We start from the raw sequence: 18,699 nt of genomic DNA, 5'->3' as shown, positions 1-18,699 counted from the left end.
TTAATAGATTGAGGTGGTTAAAAAGAAACGTTCAGCGCAATACCATAGCTTTTGGTATTGGGGGTAGTCCAGAAGTCAATACCGGCGGCATTTGACAAACCGTTACGACTACCCAGGTCAGGATCGCTGCCGGTGTAATTAGTGCTCAACAGGAAATTCCTGGCGGTAAGCGTTACACTGGCGGCCTGTATATGCGCCGGCTTTAAAAGCTGCTGTGGTAAGGCATAGGTAAAGTTGACATCTTTCAGTTTTACCCAATACAGGTCATGTTCTACATAGAGGCCCTGTATGTTGAATGTATTCCGGTACCAGGCTTGCGACAACACCGCTGGAATGGTATTGGGTTCGCCTTTGGAAGCAGTTACACCTTCAAAAACTGTTTGAGAGCCCCTGTTTACCGTTGAAGCATCTACGCCATTAAATACCATCTGTAAGTGTGGGGCATTGAAAATATCGAACCCGAAACGTCCATCCAGCAGGAAAGAGAAGGTAAAGGCGCCATACCGGAACTCATTGCGCAGCCCTACGTTGAAGTCGGGGTTGGGATCCCCGATTTTAGTAAAAGCGGTATTCACCAGCGGATAGCCATAGTTGGCACTGGCAGGATTATCGTCAATTACCGGTTTACCTGCTGCATTGCGTTTTACGTCAATACCATAAAATACACCATAAGGCTGCCCTGCCTGTCCACGGGCTTCCATCCATATCCCACCCAGGCTCACGCTGGAAATATTATCGGTGATATAATTGACGCGACTGATATTCTTATTGAACAAAGCGGTGGCGGTCCAGTTAAATTTCCGGCCATTGATAATCCGTTGCTGTAGAGTAGCCTCCAGTCCCCGGTTCACAATATTGCCGGCGTTGGTAAGCGTATAGGCGGCGCCGGTAGAATAAGGCAGGGTAACCGGGATAATCTGGTCTTTACTGCTATTGTGATAGTATACTACTTCCAGCTGTGTTTTGTCGCGGAAAAAATGCAGGTCCAGCCCTGTTTCCCAGGTACTGATGCGTTCCGGCTTCAGGTTGGGATTACCGATAGTCGTACTGTAACTTAATCCCTGTTTGCCGTTGAAGGGAAAGCTGATAGCGCTTTGTATCCATCCGCTGCTGGCGGTAGGCACATAATAGGTTTCCAGTGAGTAGGGATCCGCATCGTTACCCACCTGTGCATAGGTAGCGCGTATCTTTCCAAAGTTCAGGAAGTTGCTGCTCCAGTGCAGCGCATCTGTAAAAATGAAGCTGGCGCTGGTACTGGGATAAAAGAAAGCATTCTTTCCCTTAGCGAGTGTAGAGGTCCATTCATTTCTACCGGTTAACTCCAGGTACAGCCAGCGTTTAAAATCCAGCTTCAGATCAGCATATCCGGCCACCAGTTTTTTACGGATAGTCTGGTTAAACGTTTGCGTAGCAGCTGCATTGGAAATATTAAAATTCTCCGGAATAGTTAATCCATCGCCACGTGTATTTACCTGGTTCCTCCAGGAATTATAGTAGTTGTAACCCGCCACTGCCGTTAGTTGCAGGTCTTTGCTCAACTTCCTTTCTGCAATCAGCAATACATCCAGGTTATTATCTCTCCGGGCATAATTCACATCATTAACAGTACCTGTAGCCACGCCGGAAGTGCCCCGGCTGAAGGCGCCTTTACGCACGTCGGTATAGTTATCGATGCCATACCGCACCGTGCCTTTCAACCAGTCGGTGATATCAAGATTGGCTTCAGCAAAGGTGATAAAGCGGTTCACCTCGTCCGATTGCGGGTTCATATTCAGCGACCAATAAGGGTTATCCCAGCCAATGCCATTGGCGTAAGAGCGGCTGTCGCCCCAGGGCTTAGCCGTGGTTGCCGGCAGCTTATAAGACTCCGGATGTTTCCAGGGGTCGGAGTAGCCATTGGTAATATCGAAGTTGGAAGGCGTGTTTATCAACGCGCGCATCACATTGGTATTAAAGCCTCCCATGAGTGCGCGGTTATCTGCCCCATCTTTAATATAATTAACGCCACCGGAAAGTTTCAACCGGTTGCTCACATTATAGTCGCCGTTAAACCGGAATGTTTGACGATAAAAATCTGTGGTGGGAATGATACCGGTTTGTTTGAGATTACCGTAAGAAAAATAATACCCCGTATTTCCCGTGTTGCCGTAAAAGCTGATATTATGGTCATTCGTATAGCCGTTCACGAAAAAGTTATCGATGTTATCGTACCTGTTCACGGGAATACCGTTGGACGCAGGATCGCTTTTACCGACAATGGTACCATTCTTATCGAAGTTGCTGGGAATATTGCTGTAGGTAAGGGTATCCAGCAAAGCGCCCCAGTTTTCGTCGGAGCCGGTGGTACCAGGTTTTACATACTGGCCACCAATGCCGTTGGAAAAACTGGTCTGGCGGGGTTGTAAACGACGGTTAATTTTATCTACCGTAAAAGAGCCACTGTAGCTTACACCGAAAGTTTTATCAGTTAGTGAACTACCTCTCTTGGTGTTGATCACCACGGCGCCATTTGCCGCCCTGATACCGTACAATGCAGCGGCAGCGGGCCCTTTTAATACGGTTACGCTGGCAATATCAGCGCTGTTGATATCAATAGCCCGGTTGGAAGGAGTAGCCAGCGACACACTGTTGGAAATAGGAAGAATATCCTGGATAGAGTTATCTAGCGGAATACCGTCGAGAATAAACAGTGGTGCATTACTTCCCAGCAGGGAGCTGTTGCCCCGTATTTTTATGGTAGATGAACCACCAGGAGAACCGCCGGAATTGTTGATCTGCACACCGGCCACTTTTCCGCTAAGTGCCGCTACCACGTTGGGTTCCCGGCTATCTTTCAGGGCAGCACCTTTTAATTCGCCCACGCTGTATCCCAGCGAGCGGGTGGCGCTTTTAATGCCCACTGCGGTAACTACCACCTCCGACAGCGACTGCTGCTGCTCCAGTTTAATGACCTGGTGGAGATTATCTTTGGTAACCACGATTTCCTGTGGCTGATAGCCGATGAAGGTGACCAATAGCGTTTGTGGCAATTGGGTAATGCTAAGCTGATAATTGCCGGTGGCATCAGCGAGTGTGCCCGCTTTCCCGTTTTTTACACGAATAGATGCACCTGGTAATGCTTCTTCCGTTTTATGATCGATCACTTTTCCTTTGAGAATAATGGGCGCTTGCGCCATGATAGTTCCTGGCAGTAACAGGAATGCGCACAACATCATTTGTCGTAAATATTTCAACATAAAAAATTGATTAATGGTGGAGAGATATGGGCAAAACAGGTCCTGACAACGGCATGAGCCGTCATCTAAATAATTTCGGAAATACCTGGAAATTGTTTAGCAGCAGCAACAACAACAGCAGCCATCAGACAGTAACCTGTCAGTATGCAGCGCTTTCTTCCTATTGTTGTTCAATAGCTGATTCATGGTTGAAAATGTTTAAAAAATAGTGGCCTGGGTTACTTCAGAGAAGTAACATTTGCTGATAAATTATTTACTCGCTTTGTGTGGTGGGACAAAGACTTTTTGCCGGGATACCGGCGTCTGGTGGTGGTAAATTCCTATTAGTCTACTAAAACTGTAGACAAATATACAAAGGCTTTTCAAAAACGCAAATCTTTGCGCAAAAATTTTGGGTTAACAAACTACTTGTACTTATTTTCCGTGGTAGGCGCTGATAGTTTGTATTGTTCCATCTTCATGATACACCAGCGGCGCTACTTTTACATTGCGTAAATGTGTTTTACCAGATAACTGTGTATCATGATAGAACAAGTACCATTTCCCGTTGACATCGATAATAGAATGGTGATTGGTCCAACCTTTAACAGGATTCAACACGATGCCTTTATAGGTAAAGGGACCGTAAGGGTTATCGCCAATAGCATAGGCAATATTATGCGTATCACCTGTTGAATAGGAAAAATAGTACTTGCCCTTGTACTTGTGCATCCAGGTGGCTTCAAAAAAGCGCTTGTCGTTATCCTTCTCCTTAAACAAATTTCCTGCACTGTCAAGTATTTTGATCTCTCTTACCGTTTCCGAAAAATGTTTCATATCCTTGTCCAGTTTCGCCATACGTGGCAAAATAGCGGGTTCGGTTCCCTGGCGTAACCTGGCAGTGGAATCATACACATTATTATTCCAGCGTTGCAGCTGTCCTCCCCATATACCGCCAAAGTACAGGTAACAGGATCCATCATCATCTTTAAATACACAAGGATCGATACTGTAACTGCCTGTTATGGGCGTTTTTTCTGCCACAAAAGGTCCTTCCGGCTTTGGCGCAGTAGCCACTCCTATCCTGAAAATGTCTTGTTTATCTTTTACTGGGAAATACAAATAATAGGTGCCATTCGCAAAAGAGGCATCTGGCGCCCAAAGCTGTCGGCCCGCCCAGGGAATATCCCTGATATGTAATGCTACTCCATGATCAGTGACTTTGCCCCCAACGCTATCCATAGAAAACACATGAAAATCCATCATATTGAAATGATCGCCATTATCATTTTCAGGCGTGCCGGTGGCGGTATCGTGCGATGGATACAGGTATATACGCCCTTCGAACAGATGAGCAGATGGATCGGCAGTATACATCGATGTAATCAGCGGCGGCGAAAGAAACACGGTGGAATCTTTTATCTCTGCGTTTTTGCTGGTATTGGGTGATTGGCAACTTTCGCTGGCAATTACTGTCACTGCGGTCAGCAGCAACAAACTATATCGGATAGCATGTTTCATAGCACGTGGAATATTTTATATGTCAATATAACAATTATTACGCACAAAACATAATACGATGGCTTATCCTCAATATCTATATATAGCCATCAGGTTAGATCAGCCCCATTATTTCTGCAATCCTGCAAGCTTCCAGGGAGTTGGATACTTTTAATTTTTCGAGAATATTTTGGCGGTGCCGGTGTACGGTATTGATACTAATAGATAGCTTCCCGGCGATTTCTTTACTGCTTCTCCCATTTTTAATGTGCCGCAATATCTCTTTCTCACGATGCGACAGTAAGTCGTTACATTGCTCCTTATCGGGAGTAATGGGTTGGCCGGTACGCGTATTAACAATCATTCCCTGGTACCGTTCTATGCTTCCTGGAGGATAACAATGGCTATATAAACAAAGAGCCAGCCATATACTGCCATTGCCTGCACTTAAAATATAAAAAATACGATGCTGTACCGCCACATACTGTTCCTCTTCGTTTTTCATCCGGATAGTGCTCTGTACCTGGTAGTCTCCGCGCTCAGCCACTGGTAAGGACTTTAGCAGCTGAAAGAACTGTAATTCCAGGGCATACTTTTGCAGTAGATCGTCGGGATGAATGCGGCTAAATATATCTTCTTCCCAGATTGACTTGATTTCCGTTACATTGCCGGTAGCAGGAAGCCCCATACCAGCTGCTATGCGCCCATTATAGATATAGCTGGTATTGGCGCTCAGGTCGCTCAGTACACTGATGGCATTTTCCAGTTTTGCATACATCTGTGCTATAAACCGGCCGGTGGCCAATTGTAGCTCCGGCTGTTGCTCGTCACTGAAAGTTTGCCCGAGCAGCGTATCATTTAATGCGGTATGAATATTATTCATTATCTGTCAAAATGGTTATTATTCACCATTGGGCGTTATCCGGTAACACTTTAGTTTTGCAAAGGTAGCCAACCGTTATGGTTAACCGGGATATTTTCTGCTGCATATACACGGCGCAGGATCCATTCATTAGTAATTATGATCATCGATATGAAGAAAATTATTGTCAGCCTAATGGCGCTCATGGCCATGCAATCGCTTACTGCCCAGAGCCTTGAAAAAATGCAATGGTTCAATGAACCCGCAAAATGGGAGATAAAGAATAAGTCGCTCACCATGTTTGTCACGCCTCAAACAGATTACTGGCGTATCTCGCACTATGGATTTACCGTAGATGATGCTCCTTTTTACTATGCCACCTATGGCGGAGAATTTGAAGCCAAAGTAAAGATTACAGGTGATTATAAAGCACGGTTCGATCAAATGGGGTTAATGATCAGAACAGATGAACAAAACTATATCAAAACAGGAGTCGAATTTGTAGACGGGAAATTCAATGTCAGCACCGTAGTCACGCATACGGTAAGCGACTGGAGCGTTACTCCGCTCGACAAAACGCCTCCTTTTATCTGGATAAAGGCGGTACGGAGATTAGATGCCGTAGAAATTTATTATTCCCTGGATGATCAAAACTATATCATGACCCGTAATGCGCCACTGAAAGACAACCATCCGGTAATGGTAGGACTGATGGCTGCATCACCCGATGGGAAGGGATTTGAAGCGAAATTCGAAAACTTCACCGTAAAGCATTTGCCCGATCAGCGCAGGTTGAACTGGCTGAAAAATAACGCAGCCCCTGAAAAACAATAGCGAGCAATATAAGACCCTCCAGCTAGCTGGGGTAATAAAAAAAGGACAAAATGGAGTTGATCCCACTTTGTCCTTTTTTCTGACTTAATTATTTATCAGCAATACAGCAGCCAGTGCTTCCTAATAGCTTTTAATCACTCCCTTCACCTTGTACATTTTATTTATCGCTGATATAGCAAGCGTTGTTGAAGGCTTCGACTGATTCCCGGTATTCAGTAAAATATAATCGTCTTTCTTTTCATGAGGGTATACGTATCTTACTATTTCAGTTCCCTTGTGGGTAAGCACCAGGTAATCATCTCCCATGATAATCTCATTTATATTCACCTCTTTACAAAGTATATAATCTCCATTACAGATTTTAGGGCGCATTTCATCTCCCGAAATCCGGATACCAAATGCACAATCTCTAAACGAAGGAATGGTTACATAACCAACAGGTGTACTTTCGTGATTAATAAGTGACAGCGCTATGGGAACATCAAATATCGGTACACCAATCCACCCGGCTCGCCCCCGCTTCTGCCGATAAGGTGTCGGCTGTTCAGCTACCGTATTGTTATTTGTCTCTTCCTCAACAAACATCTTCCCTTTCCCCGTCACTATCCATTCCCTGCTAATCGAATATACGACCTCCAATCTTTCCCGGAAAAGCTTGTTTATTTTTTTTGATCCGCCAAGGATATCCGACACATAATTTCTTGAATTATATGATAATTCTCTTGAAATTAATTGATTAGTAAGACCCTTTCTGGTCCTCTTCAAAATCTCTATTACCTCTTTTAATCTGTCAAGTTGGGTCATGTTAAGACTGAAGAATTAGTCGAATTTTCGATTTTTTATTTTTAACATTCTAATTTTTCGACTTAATATTGTATGGCAGTTCAATTACAATATTAAAAATCAGAATAAGTAAATATAGACCAAAATGATAACAAAAAAATCAGCATTGAAAGCGGTTGCAACTTTTGATAAAATTTTTATCATTTTTGTAGTACCTTTATCACTAAGCGATAAATTGAATTAATTAGGATTGTAACCTGGTTGGTGGTGTCTTATCTAAGTATTCAAATGGACATACTACAATACATAGAAATAAATCCGGAAATTATGATGGGAAAACCCGTCATTAAGGGCACGCGTATTACCGTTGAGCTCATCCTGGAAAAATTATCTGCAGGTGAAACAATGGAAGCTATCCTTACAGCCCATCCACATATTACCATGGAAGCTATTCAAGCAGCCCTGGCGTTTGCCGCACAGAGTTTAAAAGACACACATTACTATCCCATTGCCAGCTGAGAATGCAGCTATTTTATCGGTCCCTCTATAAAGACATCAAGTATAATCTTTTGATACGAGGGAGCATCATTACCCAAAATACTTTCTGTATTTACTCTTTTTCGTACCTTTCACAAAAGCTATTAATATTGTTGCCAGTGTAACAATGCGTAGCCACCTTACTTTCATATCTTTTTATGATTATTAAAAACAATTCATCCATATTGTTATGAGGTTTGTTGCTGACGAAAGCGTCGATGCACCTATTGTACAAAAGCTAAGAGAAGATGGTTATGACGTCTTTTCTATTGCAGAGCAATCGCATGGAATTAGTGATGAACAAGTATTAGCAATAGCCCATGAAAAAGATTCTTTGTTAATTACACAGGATAAAGATTTCGGTGAATTGGTATATCGGTTGGGCAAAGCACATCATGGTGTGATATTGCTGAGATTAGTGGGGTTAAATCCTTTTGATAAAGCTGATTTGTGTTTGATTGTAATCAATCAACATAAGAATGAACTTCCTGGAGCATTTACCGTCGTATACAAAGATTTTGTGAAGATCAGGAAAGGTCAATAAATAGTCCTCTTACCTAAAAAAGAAAACCGGACAAGCAGCTATTTATTGCACTTGTCCGGTTTTTTGTTGCCCAACCTGGATTCGAACCAAGACAAACAGAACCAAAATCTGTCGTACTACCATTATACTATTAGGCATTGTTTAACGGGATGCAAATGTAGTTTTTTTCTGAAATAAAACAACATTTGTGAAAATAAATTTCATTATTTCCTGATAGACGCGGCTGCGATACCCACAGCCACGGCGTCTTCCACGCCTCCCAGCGCCGCATCTTTTATAGGCAGCCGTTTTCCTGTTTCACGGCGCAAATAGAAAAATGCATACGCCGCAGCAATGGCTGTAACCCCGCCAATCAATGCACCTTTCCATGCTTTTCCATTTTGCGCCTGGTATAAAGTAGCGCCCGATAAAGCACCGGCAAGCGCCCGGCCGGCAATACCGGGAGCGGCTATACGATTTCCAACGCCCGGCGTCTTATCTATTACCAGTTCTCCCGCCGCCATTGTCTGGAGGTAATGCAACGTAGCAAGATGTTGCATAAAGCGCAAAGGTGATCTTCGCAGCTTGCCCGATGGTTGCCGGTTAACAAAGTAACTGGTAAATGCGGGGCCCATCGCACTGCGCATCCCGGTGACTATTCCTAAACCAATAGCCCGGAAAAAGGTAGGTAGTAATGCTTTCTTCATAACAGCAGCATATCAATCATTATGCCACCGGCATTTCTTAACAATACTATAAAAAATAACACGTAATAATATTATAATCAATTAATTAAAATCAATGTAGCTTTTTTGTAGTGTTATTTCCTGGTGATTGTAGATATCATGTAGTAGCTACTTTTTCCCAATTGCCACACCCTCCTTTTACTTTTGCGCTAAATCATTCTTAACTAAAAAAACCTCAACAGCTATGAAAACAAATCAATGGGCGATGATTGCTTACATCACGATTATAGGATGGATTATTGCTTTTGTAAAAAGTAAGGAAGAAAGAAGTTCACTGGTGAGCTACCACCTGGAACAAGCCCTGGGATTGGCTATCGCAAGCATCGTATGGTCTATTGCTGTAGGTATTGTTATTGCTGTTTTACCGGCTGCCCTGTCTGGTGTACTGTCGATTGCCGGCTTCCTGCCATTTATCTTCATGATTTTTGGCATTATCAACGCCAACAATGGCGTACAGAAACCAATACCGGTGATCGGAAAAATGTTTGAGAACAAATTTGCTTTTTTACAAGCCTGATGAAATGGGGACGCGGGTTCACTGCGTCCCCATTTCATGTTATTAACTGGCCACCGTCATCAGGTAGGCATCCAGCCCCTCGTCTTTCCCCAGCCCCAGTTTCTGCTTAATCCGGTAGCGCGACATCAGGATACTCTTTGGCGCCACTCCCATCCGGGAAGAAATTTCTTTTGTAGACAGCCCCATAGAAATATAAGAGCAGTGCTTCAAATCAAGCCTGGTGAGGGAGTTCCCTGCCTTTTCCTGAAGACGGGTAAAAAACTCAGGGTGAATATTTTCTAACTCCGTTTTGGACGTTTCAAAATCCTCATCCAAACGCCGGTCCTGGTCTATCATACGACTGATCTGCCCAATCAGGTTACGGTCTCCCGATTTCTCCTGGAGCTTTGCCTGCAGAGTTTGCAGCAATTCATTCTTTTGCTCTACCTGTAAAGTACCTGCCAGCAGGTCTTTTTGTAACTGCTCCTTCTGGGCCTGCATCAACTGCTGTTCTACCTGTAAACGGGCAGCAGCTTCGCTTTGCAGCTGTGCCTGCAGCGCAGCCTCCTGCTTTTCCAGCTCCAGTGTTTTTGCTTCTTCTTCTTTCAGGCGAACCTGTAATATCGCGTCCTGCTTTTCTTTCTCCAATAATGCCTGTTGTTGAATAGTTGATTTCAACCGGAAGTGATAAGAGCGGAAAAGGAATAGCAGCGCCAGTATACAGGCAACTATTAGTATCACATATGCAATATTCAGCTTTTTATTAAAAGCTGCCTTTTCCTGTAAGGATATCAGTTCCTGCTCCTTTTGTTGTGCCTGGTACTGGGCCTCCAGCTTTTTGGCAATGGCCATTTTTTCGGCATCGAAAGCGGCCGCATAATACTTGCTGTGCTCCCGGGCATAACTGAGCGCCGCCGGCAGATCCCCTTTCTTTTCTGCCACCTCAGACAAGGAGCTCATAAAATGCGCCATCAGGCTATTATCCGGGGTGGGCGATTGTTGTAAGGTATGTAACCCGCTTAGTAAGAGGCCAGCCGCTGCATCGTAATGCCCGTCGGCCAGTTCAAAGCTGCTCTGCATCCCGTAACTGCTGGCAATGATCTCCTGCTGATCGGTTGCTACACCAATCTCCTTGGCTATTCTTAAATAGTGCTGGGCGGAATCGCGGTAACTGCGGGGAAAATACTCGGCATACAGGTTAGCCGTATTCAATGCCAATATACCTAATACGCTCGGAAAGCTGATCCTGTTCTTGTTTTCCAGGTAGTATTGAATGGCCAGCCGGTTATAATACAGGGAAGAATCCAACAGGTTACGTGCACTGCTATCACCCGCAAAGCGGTGTTCATAGCTGGTGGCAATAGCCTGGTAGGCATTGCAGATATCATCGGGATCGGGAAAACGTTTGGCGGCATCGAGACTTGCAAAAGCATACCGGGACTGGTTTTCGAGGTCATCCCAATCACCATATACTGCCGAAAGATTATAATAGATGCTGGTAGCATAGCTGTTGGGCGGCTGTTTTTCCCCGAATTTTAATGCCTGCTGGAAACTCTTTACTGCATCATGCGGCTTGCCAATGCGGTTTTCCAGCCAACCTTTTCTATACCACACATTTTCCAGGGTATAGGGGTCGCCCGATTGTTCGGCCAGCGTAAAGGCGCTGTCTAACTGTAATCTTACCCGCTTTACATCTTCCTGGCCATACATTAATGATACCAGGGAAGAGTGTGATTGTGCGGCATACTTACTATCCTTCAGGGAACGGCTCATGGACAAAGCCACCTGGGCATTAGCAAGCGCTTCCTTTCGATTGGTGCTGAGCAGAGCGCGACTCAGTTTCAATCTTGTCAGTACCTGTTCTTCAGGTGTGAGACCCGGCTGGACCAACACCCGCTTCAGCGAGTCAACTACCGTTTGGGCCGACAAATCAACTTTATATAACAGGCTAATGATGGTACATAATAAAAATACCAGGCCTTTTTGGATATGGTTCATTCCGCAAAAATACTATTTGTAGATGTTTTGTAGATATAAAAAATGGCGTAGTGTAGTTACGTTGTAGAGGCCCTAAATGCCTGTAATCCGCCACCCACATGTATTTTTGTATTAGAGTTCATTTATGGAAAGGATCATATGGAAAAATTGAAAAACCTGCATCCTGGGTCTGAACTTACTATTACGTATATACGGCCTTTCTTCCCATTGTTAGTTGTCCCAAATGCTTTCTTTATAGAAAAGATAAAGGGTGTATCCAAACAGGTACACCCTTTTGTTTTTATCTCTCTAAAAAACATATAGCCATCACAGTGACTTTTCCCCTTTTTTTGCTTTTTTCCATTTTTTTTAAATTAAACATCAGATGTTTAATTTAAACATCATACCTTTACAATTGAAAAATTGAATATATGGAACAAGCCTCCAAATTATCGGACCGGGTCATTAATGCCATCCAGAAAGATATTTCCCAGGGGAAATACAAGCCTGGCCAGAAAATACCGGCTGAGCCCGAATTGATGGTACAGTATGCGGTAGGCCGCTCCACCATCCGGGAAGCCATCAAAACCCTGTCCATGTCGGGCATACTCCGGGTACAACAGGGCGCCGGCACCTTTATCAATGAATCTGTTCAGGCAGAATCCCTGGATCAGCGCCTCAGGCGGGCCGACTTCGAAGAAATTAACCAGGTAAGACGCATGCTGGACTATGAAATCGTAAAACTGGCAGCGGAAAATCATACGCCAGACGATCTGCATGAAATGCGGCTACAACTGGACCAACGCAAAAAAGCCATCCTGGAACAACAATACCAGCCCTGCATGGAAGCCGATATCGCCTTTCATATGGCTATTGCCAAAGCATCGGGTAACCACGTACTGGCAGATCTATATCGCAGCTTCACCAACGTGATCCGCGATTTTTTTGCCAAACGGGATACCCAGAGCATCAGTCACTTTGCCATCAGTCACCATACCCACGAGGCACTTTATAAGGCCATCAAAAGCGGAAACGCCAAATTATCCCGCCAGGCTATGGAGGATATACTAGACAACAACTATTAATTTTTTTATAAGATGAATATCCTGATTTTTAGCCTTATCCTGCTTGGAGGCGCCTACCTGGCGGGGTTGCTGGGCTCTTTAACCGGCCTGGGAGGAGGCGTGGTAGTCATCCCTTTGCTAACGCTGGTATTTCATGTAGATATCCGCTACGCTATCGGCGCTGCCCTGTTGGCCTCCATCGCTAACTCTTCGGGGGCAGCTACCGCCTATATTAAAGAAGGCATTACCAACGTGCGACTAGGCATGTTCCTGGAAATAGCTACCACGGCAGGCGCCGTAGGAGGCGCGCTCATTGCCATTTTTACGCCGGTTAACACCATCGCTATCCTCTTCGGTGTAGTGCTCATCTTTTCCGCCCTGATGACCATCCGGAAAAAAAATGAGCATGCAGCGCAAACCGGCAGTAAACTGTCTTACCTGTTAAAACTCAACGGCAGCTATCCTACTCCCGCAGGAGAAGTCAGCTATAAACTAAAAAATGTGGGAGGAGGGTTCTCTATTATGCTGCTGGCCGGCGTTTTATCCGGACTGCTGGGCATTGGTTCCGGCGCCTTAAAAGTATTGGCCATGGATGGCGCCATGCGCATTCCCTTTAAAGTGAGCACTACCACCAGCAATTTCATGATTGGCGTTACAGCTGCCGCCAGCGCAGTGGTGTACCTGCAAAGAGGTTATATAGATCCGGGTATTGCGTTTCCCGTGGTACTGGGGGTACTGGGTGGCGCTTTTACCGGCGCCCGTTTGCTCACCATCATGAATCCTAAAACATTGCGGATCATTTTCTGTATCGCCATTTCCTTTGTGGCCCTGGAGATGATCTATAACGGATTACATCACCAGTTTTAATTTACGCATCATGAAACTAGTCAGGAAATTATTAGGAGATCGCGATATAGAACTTTTTATCGGGCAGGTGTTGAGAGTTGGCGTCGTTACTGCCAGCAGCATCGCATTACTAGGCGGTATCGCCTACCTCGCTCAACAGGGAGCTGCCAGCATACCGGATTACTCGCAGTTTACCGGTGAAGGCGCCGGGTATACCTCTTTCCGCGGTATCTTCCGGGGAGTAGCCACCGGTAATGCTACTGAAATTATACAGCTGGGAGTACTGGTACTACTAGCTACGCCTATACTCCGCATCTTTTTTTCGCTGGTAGCTTTTGCTGTGGAAAAAGACAGGTTGTATGTGGCGATTACCACCATCGTATTGGGCATTATCCTGCTCAGTATGTTCGGCGGCCTGAAAATATAAACCTATTCTTCCCGTAACCGCTCATCGGTATAGGTGATCTCTGTTTTGCCGTGCGGCACCGGGCGCCCCTGCTCATCTACGCTTACAAACACCATCTTATCGATCGTTAGAATAGTTTTCTGCGTAATCTTATTCCTTACCTGGCAGGTGAGTGTGAGAGAAGTCCTGCCAAAATGCGTGGCTTTAATGCCCAGTTCCACAATATCGCCCTGACGGGCAGAGTTGATGAAATTGATTTCAGACATGTACTTGGTTACACAGCGATTGGTACCCAGTTGGATAATGGAATAAATGGCGGCTTCTTCATCTATCCAACGCAGTAAACTTCCGCCAAACAACGTTCCGTGTGCATTCAGGTCTTCCGGCTTTACCCATTTCCGTGTGTAAAAATTCATGACAATGATTTTATGCGCTAAAATGGCAAAGCTATTTATTTCTTATAAATGATGTACTATTTTTCCCGCTAACCAGCCCTGGAATAAATGCACTTAATTACGTATATACGTTACTGTTATAATTAAACTTCCCCGGCAGATGCCTGCTTACTTCTTCGTTTCCGGCAACTCGGGCTGATGGAGCTTTACCGGTTTTTCAGATTTTGCTTTCATACGCAGGTTGAGGGCCTCTATAAATACGGAAAAAGCCATCGCAAAATAGATATATCCTTTCGGGATGTGTTGGTCAAAGCTCTCAGCGATCAGTGATACACCAATCAACAACAGGAACGACAGGGCCAGCATTTTTACGGTAGGGTGCTGGTTTACAAAACGGCTGATCGTTTCAGAAGCCAGCATCATAACGGCAACGGCTATCACCACGGCAGCAATCATAATTTCTACATGGTCGGCCATACCTACGGCAGTAATGACCGAATCGAGAGAAAATACAATGTCCAGCAACAGTATCTGAACGATCACCTGCCCGAATTTCAGGGCTTTGGCATTGGGGTTACCATGTTCTCCTCCTTCCAGTTTTTCGTGGATCTCGGCAGTGCTTTTATAAATCAGGAAAAGTCCTCCTATCAGCAAGATCAGGTCCCTGCCTGAAAGCGCCGTTTTTTCCAGCCATTCAGGATTTTGCATGCCTATCCACGTACCCGGATTAAATAGCGGTTGTGTGAGCGACATAATCCAGCTGATCGACAGCAGCAGCAATACCCGCACAAACATTGCCAGTCCCAGACCCAGTCGCCGGGCTCTCTTTTGCTGGCTTTCCGGTAATTTTCCGGATAAAATAGAAATAAATACAATGTTGTCGATACCCAGTACAATTTCCAGCACAGTGAGTGTGAAAAGGCTTATCAATGCATCCACGGTAAGCAGCTGTTCCATAATAATTCGCAGTTATATATAGGTTATGTGTGGCTAAGATAGCGTCTTTTTCAACAGCGCGGAAATTGCGCTTATTCAGATGCCGGCGCCTGTAATTGGTCGCGGTAAGCGGAAGGACTGATCGTATGATATCTCCGGAAAAATTTATTCAGGTGGCTCTGATCGTTAAACCCCAGCTCATGACTGATTTCCTTCAATGACAACGAACTGTAGTGCAGCCGGTTTTCCAGTTGCCGTAATTTATATTGGTTCACATAATCGCGCAACGTGCTTCCCGTTTGCTCTTTGAAAAAAGTACCCAGGTAATGTTTGGAATATCCGAAAATATGCGCCAGCTGCTCCACCTGTACTTCGGCTACATCATAAATATGCTCATGGATATAATTCAGGATAGCTGTTACACGGGCGCCCGGATGCGGGCCTGCAGACGCCATGCCGGTAAGGGTCCATTTCTTGATCATCGCAAACAATGCCTGTAGCAGGAAAAAAATGGTTTCACTGTTCTCCTGTTTTTCTTCCTTCCATTCTCCGTTAATCAATCCCATCAGGGTAGCCATCCGGCCGGTAGGATCCGTAAAAGCCCTTTGCTGACGAGCCTGTAGCAACAGCGTATCCAGCTCCCGGTTCCAGTTCTGCTGTAATTGCAGGTTGCCGGTACCATGCAGGTATACATTGGTAAACTTGATAAAAGTAAAAGTAGTCGCAGTAGCAATGTGGAAATGGTGCGCATCACAGGGCGCCAGCAAAAACAGGCAAGGCCCGGTGTAAGGATAGCTCATATCTCCAATATGATGCGTACCGCTACCCCGGTGGATAAAAATAAGTTCGAAATGATTATGATTATGCACCGGATGCTGCCATTCTTCGCTGGTAAAATGCGACACCTTCAGGTATTCATGCTGTATATATCTCTTCATGGTTGAAATATACCAATTTACCCTGCTTTGATACAAGGCCAGCCAACCGTTTCCGGTGGATCTTTGTGTAGTGAAAAATTACTGGTAAAAATACAACATAATATGGAACAGCATCATCAACGGAAAGTAGCATTGGTAGCGGGTGCACAGGGCGTTATAGGCCGTAACCTGATTAATTACCTGCTAAAGCAGGAGGCCTGGGATATCATAGGGTTATCACGGAGGGGAGGCAACAATACCGATCATGTAACACATATCGCAGTAGACCTGCTGAGCGGGGAAGACAGCCGGCAAAAGCTCGGGCAACTGACTACGGTCACGCATATATTTTATGCCGCTTACCAGGATAGCAACAGCTGGTCGGGACTGGTAGCTCCTAACCTAACCATGTTGCGCAACGTAGTAGAAACGGTAACCCCGGTGGCCCAACAGCTGCAACACATCAGCCTGATGCAGGGATATAAAGTATATGGCGCGCACCTGGGACCCTTTAAAACACCCGCCGTAGAAACAGATGCCGGCACTTTTATGCCGCCGGAATTCAACATGGAACAACAACATTACCTGGAACAGCAGCAACAGGGGCAGTCCTGGACCTGGTCGGCCATACGTCCTTCTGTAGTAGGCGGTTTTGCCCTTGGCAACCCGATGAACCTGGCTATGGTAATCGCTGTATATGCTGCCATTTCCAAAGAGCTGGGACTACCCCTACGTTTTCCCGGCAAGCCGGGCGCCTACGATAAACTGATGGAAATGACAGATGCCCGGCTGCTGGCCAAAGCTACTGAGTGGGCGGCAAACAGCCCTGCCGGCGCTAACCAGGCATTTAATATCAACAACGGCGACCTATTTCGCTGGTCGGATCTATGGCCCCGTATCGCCCGTTATTTTGATATGGAAGTAGCTTCACCACTACCGATGCAACTGGAAGTTGTGATGGCCGATAAAGAAGCATTGTGGACTACTATGATGAAAAAATATGGACTGCAATATACTTACGCCGAAGTATCATCCTGGAAATTCGGCGACTTTGTCTTCTCCTGGGACTACGACTTCTTTGCGGATGGCTCCAAAGCCCGCCGGGCGGGGTTTCATGAGTTCGTGGAAACACCGGCCATGTTTATGGAAATTTTTGACAATTTCAGGGAGTGGAAGGTGATTCCATGATAAATACAGAGGGCAGCGATTTCTATAAAACCGTTGTCCTCTGCGCTTTGTTGCATATACAGCATCGTTTCGTTTATTTCGTTTATTTCGCTACATTTGTAATACAAATAATGACCCATGGAAGCGATATTGGAGAAAACGACAAAAAGTGATCAGAAAATTGCAAAGGCACTGAGAGCGAAAGTGACGGAGGCGGCTATCAAAGTCGCAAAGTCTGACACGGACACGGTTGCACTGAAAATTGATGGATACAAGCCTTCTCTCGACATTCCTAAATCTGCTATCAGGCTATTTTTTACCATTCTTAACAATATGGCAGATGGTAATTCCATTGCACTGCTACTGTCTGATAGTAACACCGATATCAGTACACAACAAGCCGCAGACTTGCTGGGTGTATCCAGGCCACATGTGGTGAGTTTGTTAGAGAAACGAGAAATTCCGTTCTTCAAAGTAGGCACACATCGTAGGATTCATTTGAAGGACCTGATTGCCTACGATAAGAAAGTAAAAAAGAACAGAGCCGATAAGCTGGACTTTCTGGCATCGCAGGCTCAGGAACTCAATCTTGGTTATTAACATGAAGGACCCCAAAAAGATTATTGCAGTACTGGATGCCAATGTACTGTATCCTGCTCCATTGCGGGATTTTCTTCTTCGCTTGGCACAAGTTGACCTGTTTAGCCCAAGATGGTCAAACGAAATTCACCACGAATGGACCCGAAATCTGTTAAAAATCGACCTGACCTGAAAGCGGTACAATTGAAAAGAACCTGTCATGCAATGGATAATGCCTTTGCAGAAGCAAATGTAACGGGATATAAAAATCTTCTCGCTGAATTAGAGTTGCCGGATAAGGACGACAGACATGTACTTGCCATAGCCATAAAGTCGGGGGCAGATACTATTATCACATTTAATAAAAAAGATTTTCCTGCAAGAAATCTTAAACTATATGGTATCGACTGCAAAGATCCAGACGAGTTTATTGGCCCATTACTTAAATCAAATCTATCAAGAGTATTGGTCGCCTTTGAAAGGCTTGTTAACGCGTTGAAAAATCCGCCTCAAAGCAAAGAGCAGGTATTAAATACACTGGAAAACTGTGGTTTGAAAGAAAGTATCATTGTTATCAGAACAGTAGCTATGGCGTTATAAAGAAGATTATATCCCATATTAAATTTTAAAACCCGCGTTTTTACAAAACCTGTTCTATCCTGATTAAATGAAATCTCCGGTCATTTTTGATAAAATCCTCCATCCAGGTATCGGTATTAATAAAAAAGTGCTTTATTGACATTATTTATAACAATTCGGCTAACCAATCTTACAAATAAAAAAAGGACAAAATGGAATCACCATTTTGTCCTTTTGTAGTTGCCCAACCTGGATTCGAACCAAGACAAACAGAACCAAAATCTGTCGTACTACCATTATACTATTGGGCAATACCCTTTATTGTTTGGGATGGCAA

19 protein-coding genes and 2 tRNA genes are annotated in these 18,699 nt (G+C 44.8%); 10 read left to right on the top strand and 11 right to left on the bottom strand.

The features are described from left to right. Positions 1-17: 17 nt before the first annotated feature. The 3 genes from HGH91_RS25090 to HGH91_RS25080 all read right to left on the bottom strand — a co-directional run bounded on the left by HGH91_RS25090 (position 18) and on the right by HGH91_RS25080 (position 5,598). Positions 18-3,236 carry a SusC/RagA family TonB-linked outer membrane protein gene (locus HGH91_RS25090; protein ID WP_168741632.1) on the bottom strand — a complete coding sequence of 1,073 codons (3,219 nt, stop codon included), beginning with the start codon at positions 3,234-3,236 and terminating at the stop codon, positions 18-20. 414 nt (positions 3,237-3,650) lie between these two features. Next, a complete protein-coding gene (locus HGH91_RS25085) occupies positions 3,651-4,736 on the bottom strand; it encodes a glycoside hydrolase family 43 protein (protein WP_168741631.1) in 1,086 nt (361 codons plus the stop codon). Positions 4,737-4,830: 94 nt separating this feature from the next. Beyond that, complete coding sequence (locus tag HGH91_RS25080; protein WP_168741630.1) at positions 4,831-5,598, bottom strand: response regulator transcription factor; 768 nt, start codon at positions 5,596-5,598, stop codon at positions 4,831-4,833. Between the two features lie 150 nt (positions 5,599-5,748). Here HGH91_RS25080 and HGH91_RS25075 point away from each other — a divergent pair, with 150 nt between their 5' ends. After that, complete coding sequence (locus HGH91_RS25075; protein WP_168741629.1) at positions 5,749-6,411, top strand: DUF1349 domain-containing protein; 663 nt, start codon at positions 5,749-5,751, stop codon at positions 6,409-6,411. 120 nt (positions 6,412-6,531) lie between these two features. Here HGH91_RS25075 and HGH91_RS25070 read toward each other — a convergent pair whose 3' ends face one another. Further along, on the bottom strand, positions 6,532-7,215 hold the full coding sequence (locus HGH91_RS25070; RefSeq protein ID WP_168741628.1) for a helix-turn-helix transcriptional regulator: 684 nt from the start codon (positions 7,213-7,215) through the stop codon (positions 6,532-6,534). Positions 7,216-7,482: 267 nt separating this feature from the next. Here HGH91_RS25070 and HGH91_RS25065 point away from each other — a divergent pair, with 267 nt between their 5' ends. Together HGH91_RS25065 and HGH91_RS25060 are read left to right on the top strand one after the other, a co-directional pair. After that, on the top strand, positions 7,483-7,713 hold the full coding sequence (locus tag HGH91_RS25065; RefSeq protein ID WP_262888352.1) for a DUF433 domain-containing protein: 231 nt from the start codon (positions 7,483-7,485) through the stop codon (positions 7,711-7,713). A gap of 208 nt (positions 7,714-7,921) precedes the next feature. Then, the gene (locus HGH91_RS25060; protein ID WP_168741627.1) at positions 7,922-8,275 is read left to right on the top strand and encodes a DUF5615 family PIN-like protein; all 354 of its coding nucleotides are present in this window, start codon (positions 7,922-7,924) and stop codon (positions 8,273-8,275) included. Between the two features lie 66 nt (positions 8,276-8,341). Here HGH91_RS25060 and HGH91_RS25055 read toward each other — a convergent pair. Together HGH91_RS25055 and HGH91_RS25050 are read right to left on the bottom strand one after the other, a co-directional pair. Continuing rightward, positions 8,342-8,412: transfer RNA gene (locus HGH91_RS25055), tRNA-Gln, on the bottom strand. 66 nt (positions 8,413-8,478) lie between these two features. Further along, on the bottom strand, positions 8,479-8,961 hold the full coding sequence (locus tag HGH91_RS25050; RefSeq protein WP_168741626.1) for a DUF4126 family protein: 483 nt from the start codon (positions 8,959-8,961) through the stop codon (positions 8,479-8,481). A gap of 223 nt (positions 8,962-9,184) precedes the next feature. Here HGH91_RS25050 and HGH91_RS25045 point away from each other — a divergent pair, with 223 nt between their 5' ends. After that, positions 9,185-9,517, top strand: a complete 333-nt coding sequence (locus HGH91_RS25045) for a DUF4870 domain-containing protein (protein WP_168741625.1) — start codon at positions 9,185-9,187, stop codon at positions 9,515-9,517. Between the two features lie 42 nt (positions 9,518-9,559). Here the strand turns inward: HGH91_RS25045 and HGH91_RS25040 are convergent, their stop codons facing one another. Continuing rightward, complete coding sequence (locus HGH91_RS25040; RefSeq protein ID WP_168741624.1) at positions 9,560-11,494, bottom strand: hypothetical protein; 1,935 nt, start codon at positions 11,492-11,494, stop codon at positions 9,560-9,562. Between the two features lie 410 nt (positions 11,495-11,904). On the opposite strand from HGH91_RS25040, the gene HGH91_RS25035 reads away from it, so the two are divergent. Genes HGH91_RS25035 through HGH91_RS25025 form a run of 3 tightly spaced genes read left to right on the top strand, consistent with a single transcriptional unit; the run spans position 11,905 to position 13,810 of the window. Then, the gene (locus HGH91_RS25035; RefSeq protein ID WP_168741623.1) at positions 11,905-12,558 is read left to right on the top strand and encodes a FadR/GntR family transcriptional regulator; all 654 of its coding nucleotides are present in this window, start codon (positions 11,905-11,907) and stop codon (positions 12,556-12,558) included. A gap of 12 nt (positions 12,559-12,570) precedes the next feature. Further along, positions 12,571-13,404, top strand: coding sequence for a sulfite exporter TauE/SafE family protein (locus tag HGH91_RS25030; RefSeq protein ID WP_168741622.1), 834 nt, complete (start codon positions 12,571-12,573; stop codon positions 13,402-13,404). A 10-nt stretch (positions 13,405-13,414) separates the two neighbouring features. Next, positions 13,415-13,810, top strand: a complete 396-nt coding sequence (locus HGH91_RS25025) for a DUF1634 domain-containing protein (protein WP_168741621.1) — start codon at positions 13,415-13,417, stop codon at positions 13,808-13,810. 2 nt (positions 13,811-13,812) lie between these two features. Here the strand turns inward: HGH91_RS25025 and HGH91_RS25020 are convergent, their stop codons facing one another. The 3 genes from HGH91_RS25020 to HGH91_RS25010 all read right to left on the bottom strand — a co-directional run bounded on the left by HGH91_RS25020 (position 13,813) and on the right by HGH91_RS25010 (position 16,058). Beyond that, entirely contained in the window at positions 13,813-14,205 is a 393-nt protein-coding gene (locus HGH91_RS25020) for an acyl-CoA thioesterase (protein ID WP_145672358.1), read from the bottom strand. A gap of 147 nt (positions 14,206-14,352) precedes the next feature. Further along, positions 14,353-15,141, bottom strand: coding sequence for a TerC family protein (locus HGH91_RS25015; protein WP_168741620.1), 789 nt, complete (start codon positions 15,139-15,141; stop codon positions 14,353-14,355). A gap of 71 nt (positions 15,142-15,212) precedes the next feature. After that, positions 15,213-16,058 (bottom strand): helix-turn-helix domain-containing protein, encoded by an 846-nt coding sequence (locus HGH91_RS25010; protein ID WP_168741619.1) that lies wholly within the window; start codon positions 16,056-16,058, stop codon positions 15,213-15,215. A 102-nt stretch (positions 16,059-16,160) separates the two neighbouring features. Here HGH91_RS25010 and HGH91_RS25005 point away from each other — a divergent pair, with 102 nt between their 5' ends. The 3 genes from HGH91_RS25005 (at position 16,161) to HGH91_RS24995 (ending at position 18,383) form a co-directional block, all read left to right on the top strand. Then, the gene (locus HGH91_RS25005; protein WP_168741618.1) at positions 16,161-17,225 is read left to right on the top strand and encodes an SDR family oxidoreductase; all 1,065 of its coding nucleotides are present in this window, start codon (positions 16,161-16,163) and stop codon (positions 17,223-17,225) included. A 117-nt stretch (positions 17,226-17,342) separates the two neighbouring features. Beyond that, on the top strand, positions 17,343-17,804 hold the full coding sequence (locus HGH91_RS25000; protein ID WP_168741617.1) for a helix-turn-helix domain-containing protein: 462 nt from the start codon (positions 17,343-17,345) through the stop codon (positions 17,802-17,804). A 135-nt stretch (positions 17,805-17,939) separates the two neighbouring features. Then, the gene (locus HGH91_RS24995; RefSeq protein ID WP_211092418.1) at positions 17,940-18,383 is read left to right on the top strand and encodes a hypothetical protein; all 444 of its coding nucleotides are present in this window, start codon (positions 17,940-17,942) and stop codon (positions 18,381-18,383) included. A gap of 219 nt (positions 18,384-18,602) precedes the next feature. On the opposite strand, the gene HGH91_RS24990 is transcribed toward HGH91_RS24995, so the two are convergent. Further along, a tRNA-Gln gene (locus HGH91_RS24990) sits at positions 18,603-18,673 on the bottom strand. Positions 18,674-18,699: the final 26 nt, after the last annotated feature.

The organism is Chitinophaga eiseniae (assembly GCF_012641265.1).
GTDB classification, from domain to species: domain Bacteria; phylum Bacteroidota; class Bacteroidia; order Chitinophagales; family Chitinophagaceae; genus Chitinophaga; species Chitinophaga eiseniae_A.
This window is presented reverse-complemented; position numbering and strand designations above follow the sequence as displayed.

Coding starts and splice junctions, on each gene's coding strand:
- HGH91_RS25060 (WP_168741627.1), top strand. CDS start 7,922: ATGAGGTTTGTTGCTGACGAAAGCGTCGATGCACCTATTGTACAAAAG.
- HGH91_RS25040 (WP_168741624.1), bottom strand. CDS start 11,494: ATGAACCATATCCAAAAAGGCCTGGTATTTTTATTATGTACCATCATT.
- HGH91_RS25010 (WP_168741619.1), bottom strand. CDS start 16,058: ATGAAGAGATATATACAGCATGAATACCTGAAGGTGTCGCATTTTACC.
- HGH91_RS25050 (WP_168741626.1), bottom strand. CDS start 8,961: ATGAAGAAAGCATTACTACCTACCTTTTTCCGGGCTATTGGTTTAGGA.
- HGH91_RS25045 (WP_168741625.1), top strand. CDS start 9,185: ATGAAAACAAATCAATGGGCGATGATTGCTTACATCACGATTATAGGA.
- HGH91_RS25065 (WP_262888352.1), top strand. CDS start 7,483: ATGGACATACTACAATACATAGAAATAAATCCGGAAATTATGATGGGA.
- HGH91_RS25035 (WP_168741623.1), top strand. CDS start 11,905: ATGGAACAAGCCTCCAAATTATCGGACCGGGTCATTAATGCCATCCAG.
- HGH91_RS24995 (WP_211092418.1), top strand. CDS start 17,940: ATGGACCCGAAATCTGTTAAAAATCGACCTGACCTGAAAGCGGTACAA.
- HGH91_RS25030 (WP_168741622.1), top strand. CDS start 12,571: ATGAATATCCTGATTTTTAGCCTTATCCTGCTTGGAGGCGCCTACCTG.
- HGH91_RS25070 (WP_168741628.1), bottom strand. CDS start 7,215: ATGACCCAACTTGACAGATTAAAAGAGGTAATAGAGATTTTGAAGAGG.
- HGH91_RS25090 (WP_168741632.1), bottom strand. CDS start 3,236: ATGTTGAAATATTTACGACAAATGATGTTGTGCGCATTCCTGTTACTG.
- HGH91_RS25020 (WP_145672358.1), bottom strand. CDS start 14,205: ATGAATTTTTACACACGGAAATGGGTAAAGCCGGAAGACCTGAATGCA.
- HGH91_RS25080 (WP_168741630.1), bottom strand. CDS start 5,598: ATGAATAATATTCATACCGCATTAAATGATACGCTGCTCGGGCAAACT.
- HGH91_RS25075 (WP_168741629.1), top strand. CDS start 5,749: ATGAAGAAAATTATTGTCAGCCTAATGGCGCTCATGGCCATGCAATCG.
- HGH91_RS25025 (WP_168741621.1), top strand. CDS start 13,415: ATGAAACTAGTCAGGAAATTATTAGGAGATCGCGATATAGAACTTTTT.
- HGH91_RS25000 (WP_168741617.1), top strand. CDS start 17,343: ATGGAAGCGATATTGGAGAAAACGACAAAAAGTGATCAGAAAATTGCA.
- HGH91_RS25005 (WP_168741618.1), top strand. CDS start 16,161: ATGGAACAGCATCATCAACGGAAAGTAGCATTGGTAGCGGGTGCACAG.
- HGH91_RS25085 (WP_168741631.1), bottom strand. CDS start 4,736: ATGAAACATGCTATCCGATATAGTTTGTTGCTGCTGACCGCAGTGACA.
- HGH91_RS25015 (WP_168741620.1), bottom strand. CDS start 15,141: ATGGAACAGCTGCTTACCGTGGATGCATTGATAAGCCTTTTCACACTC.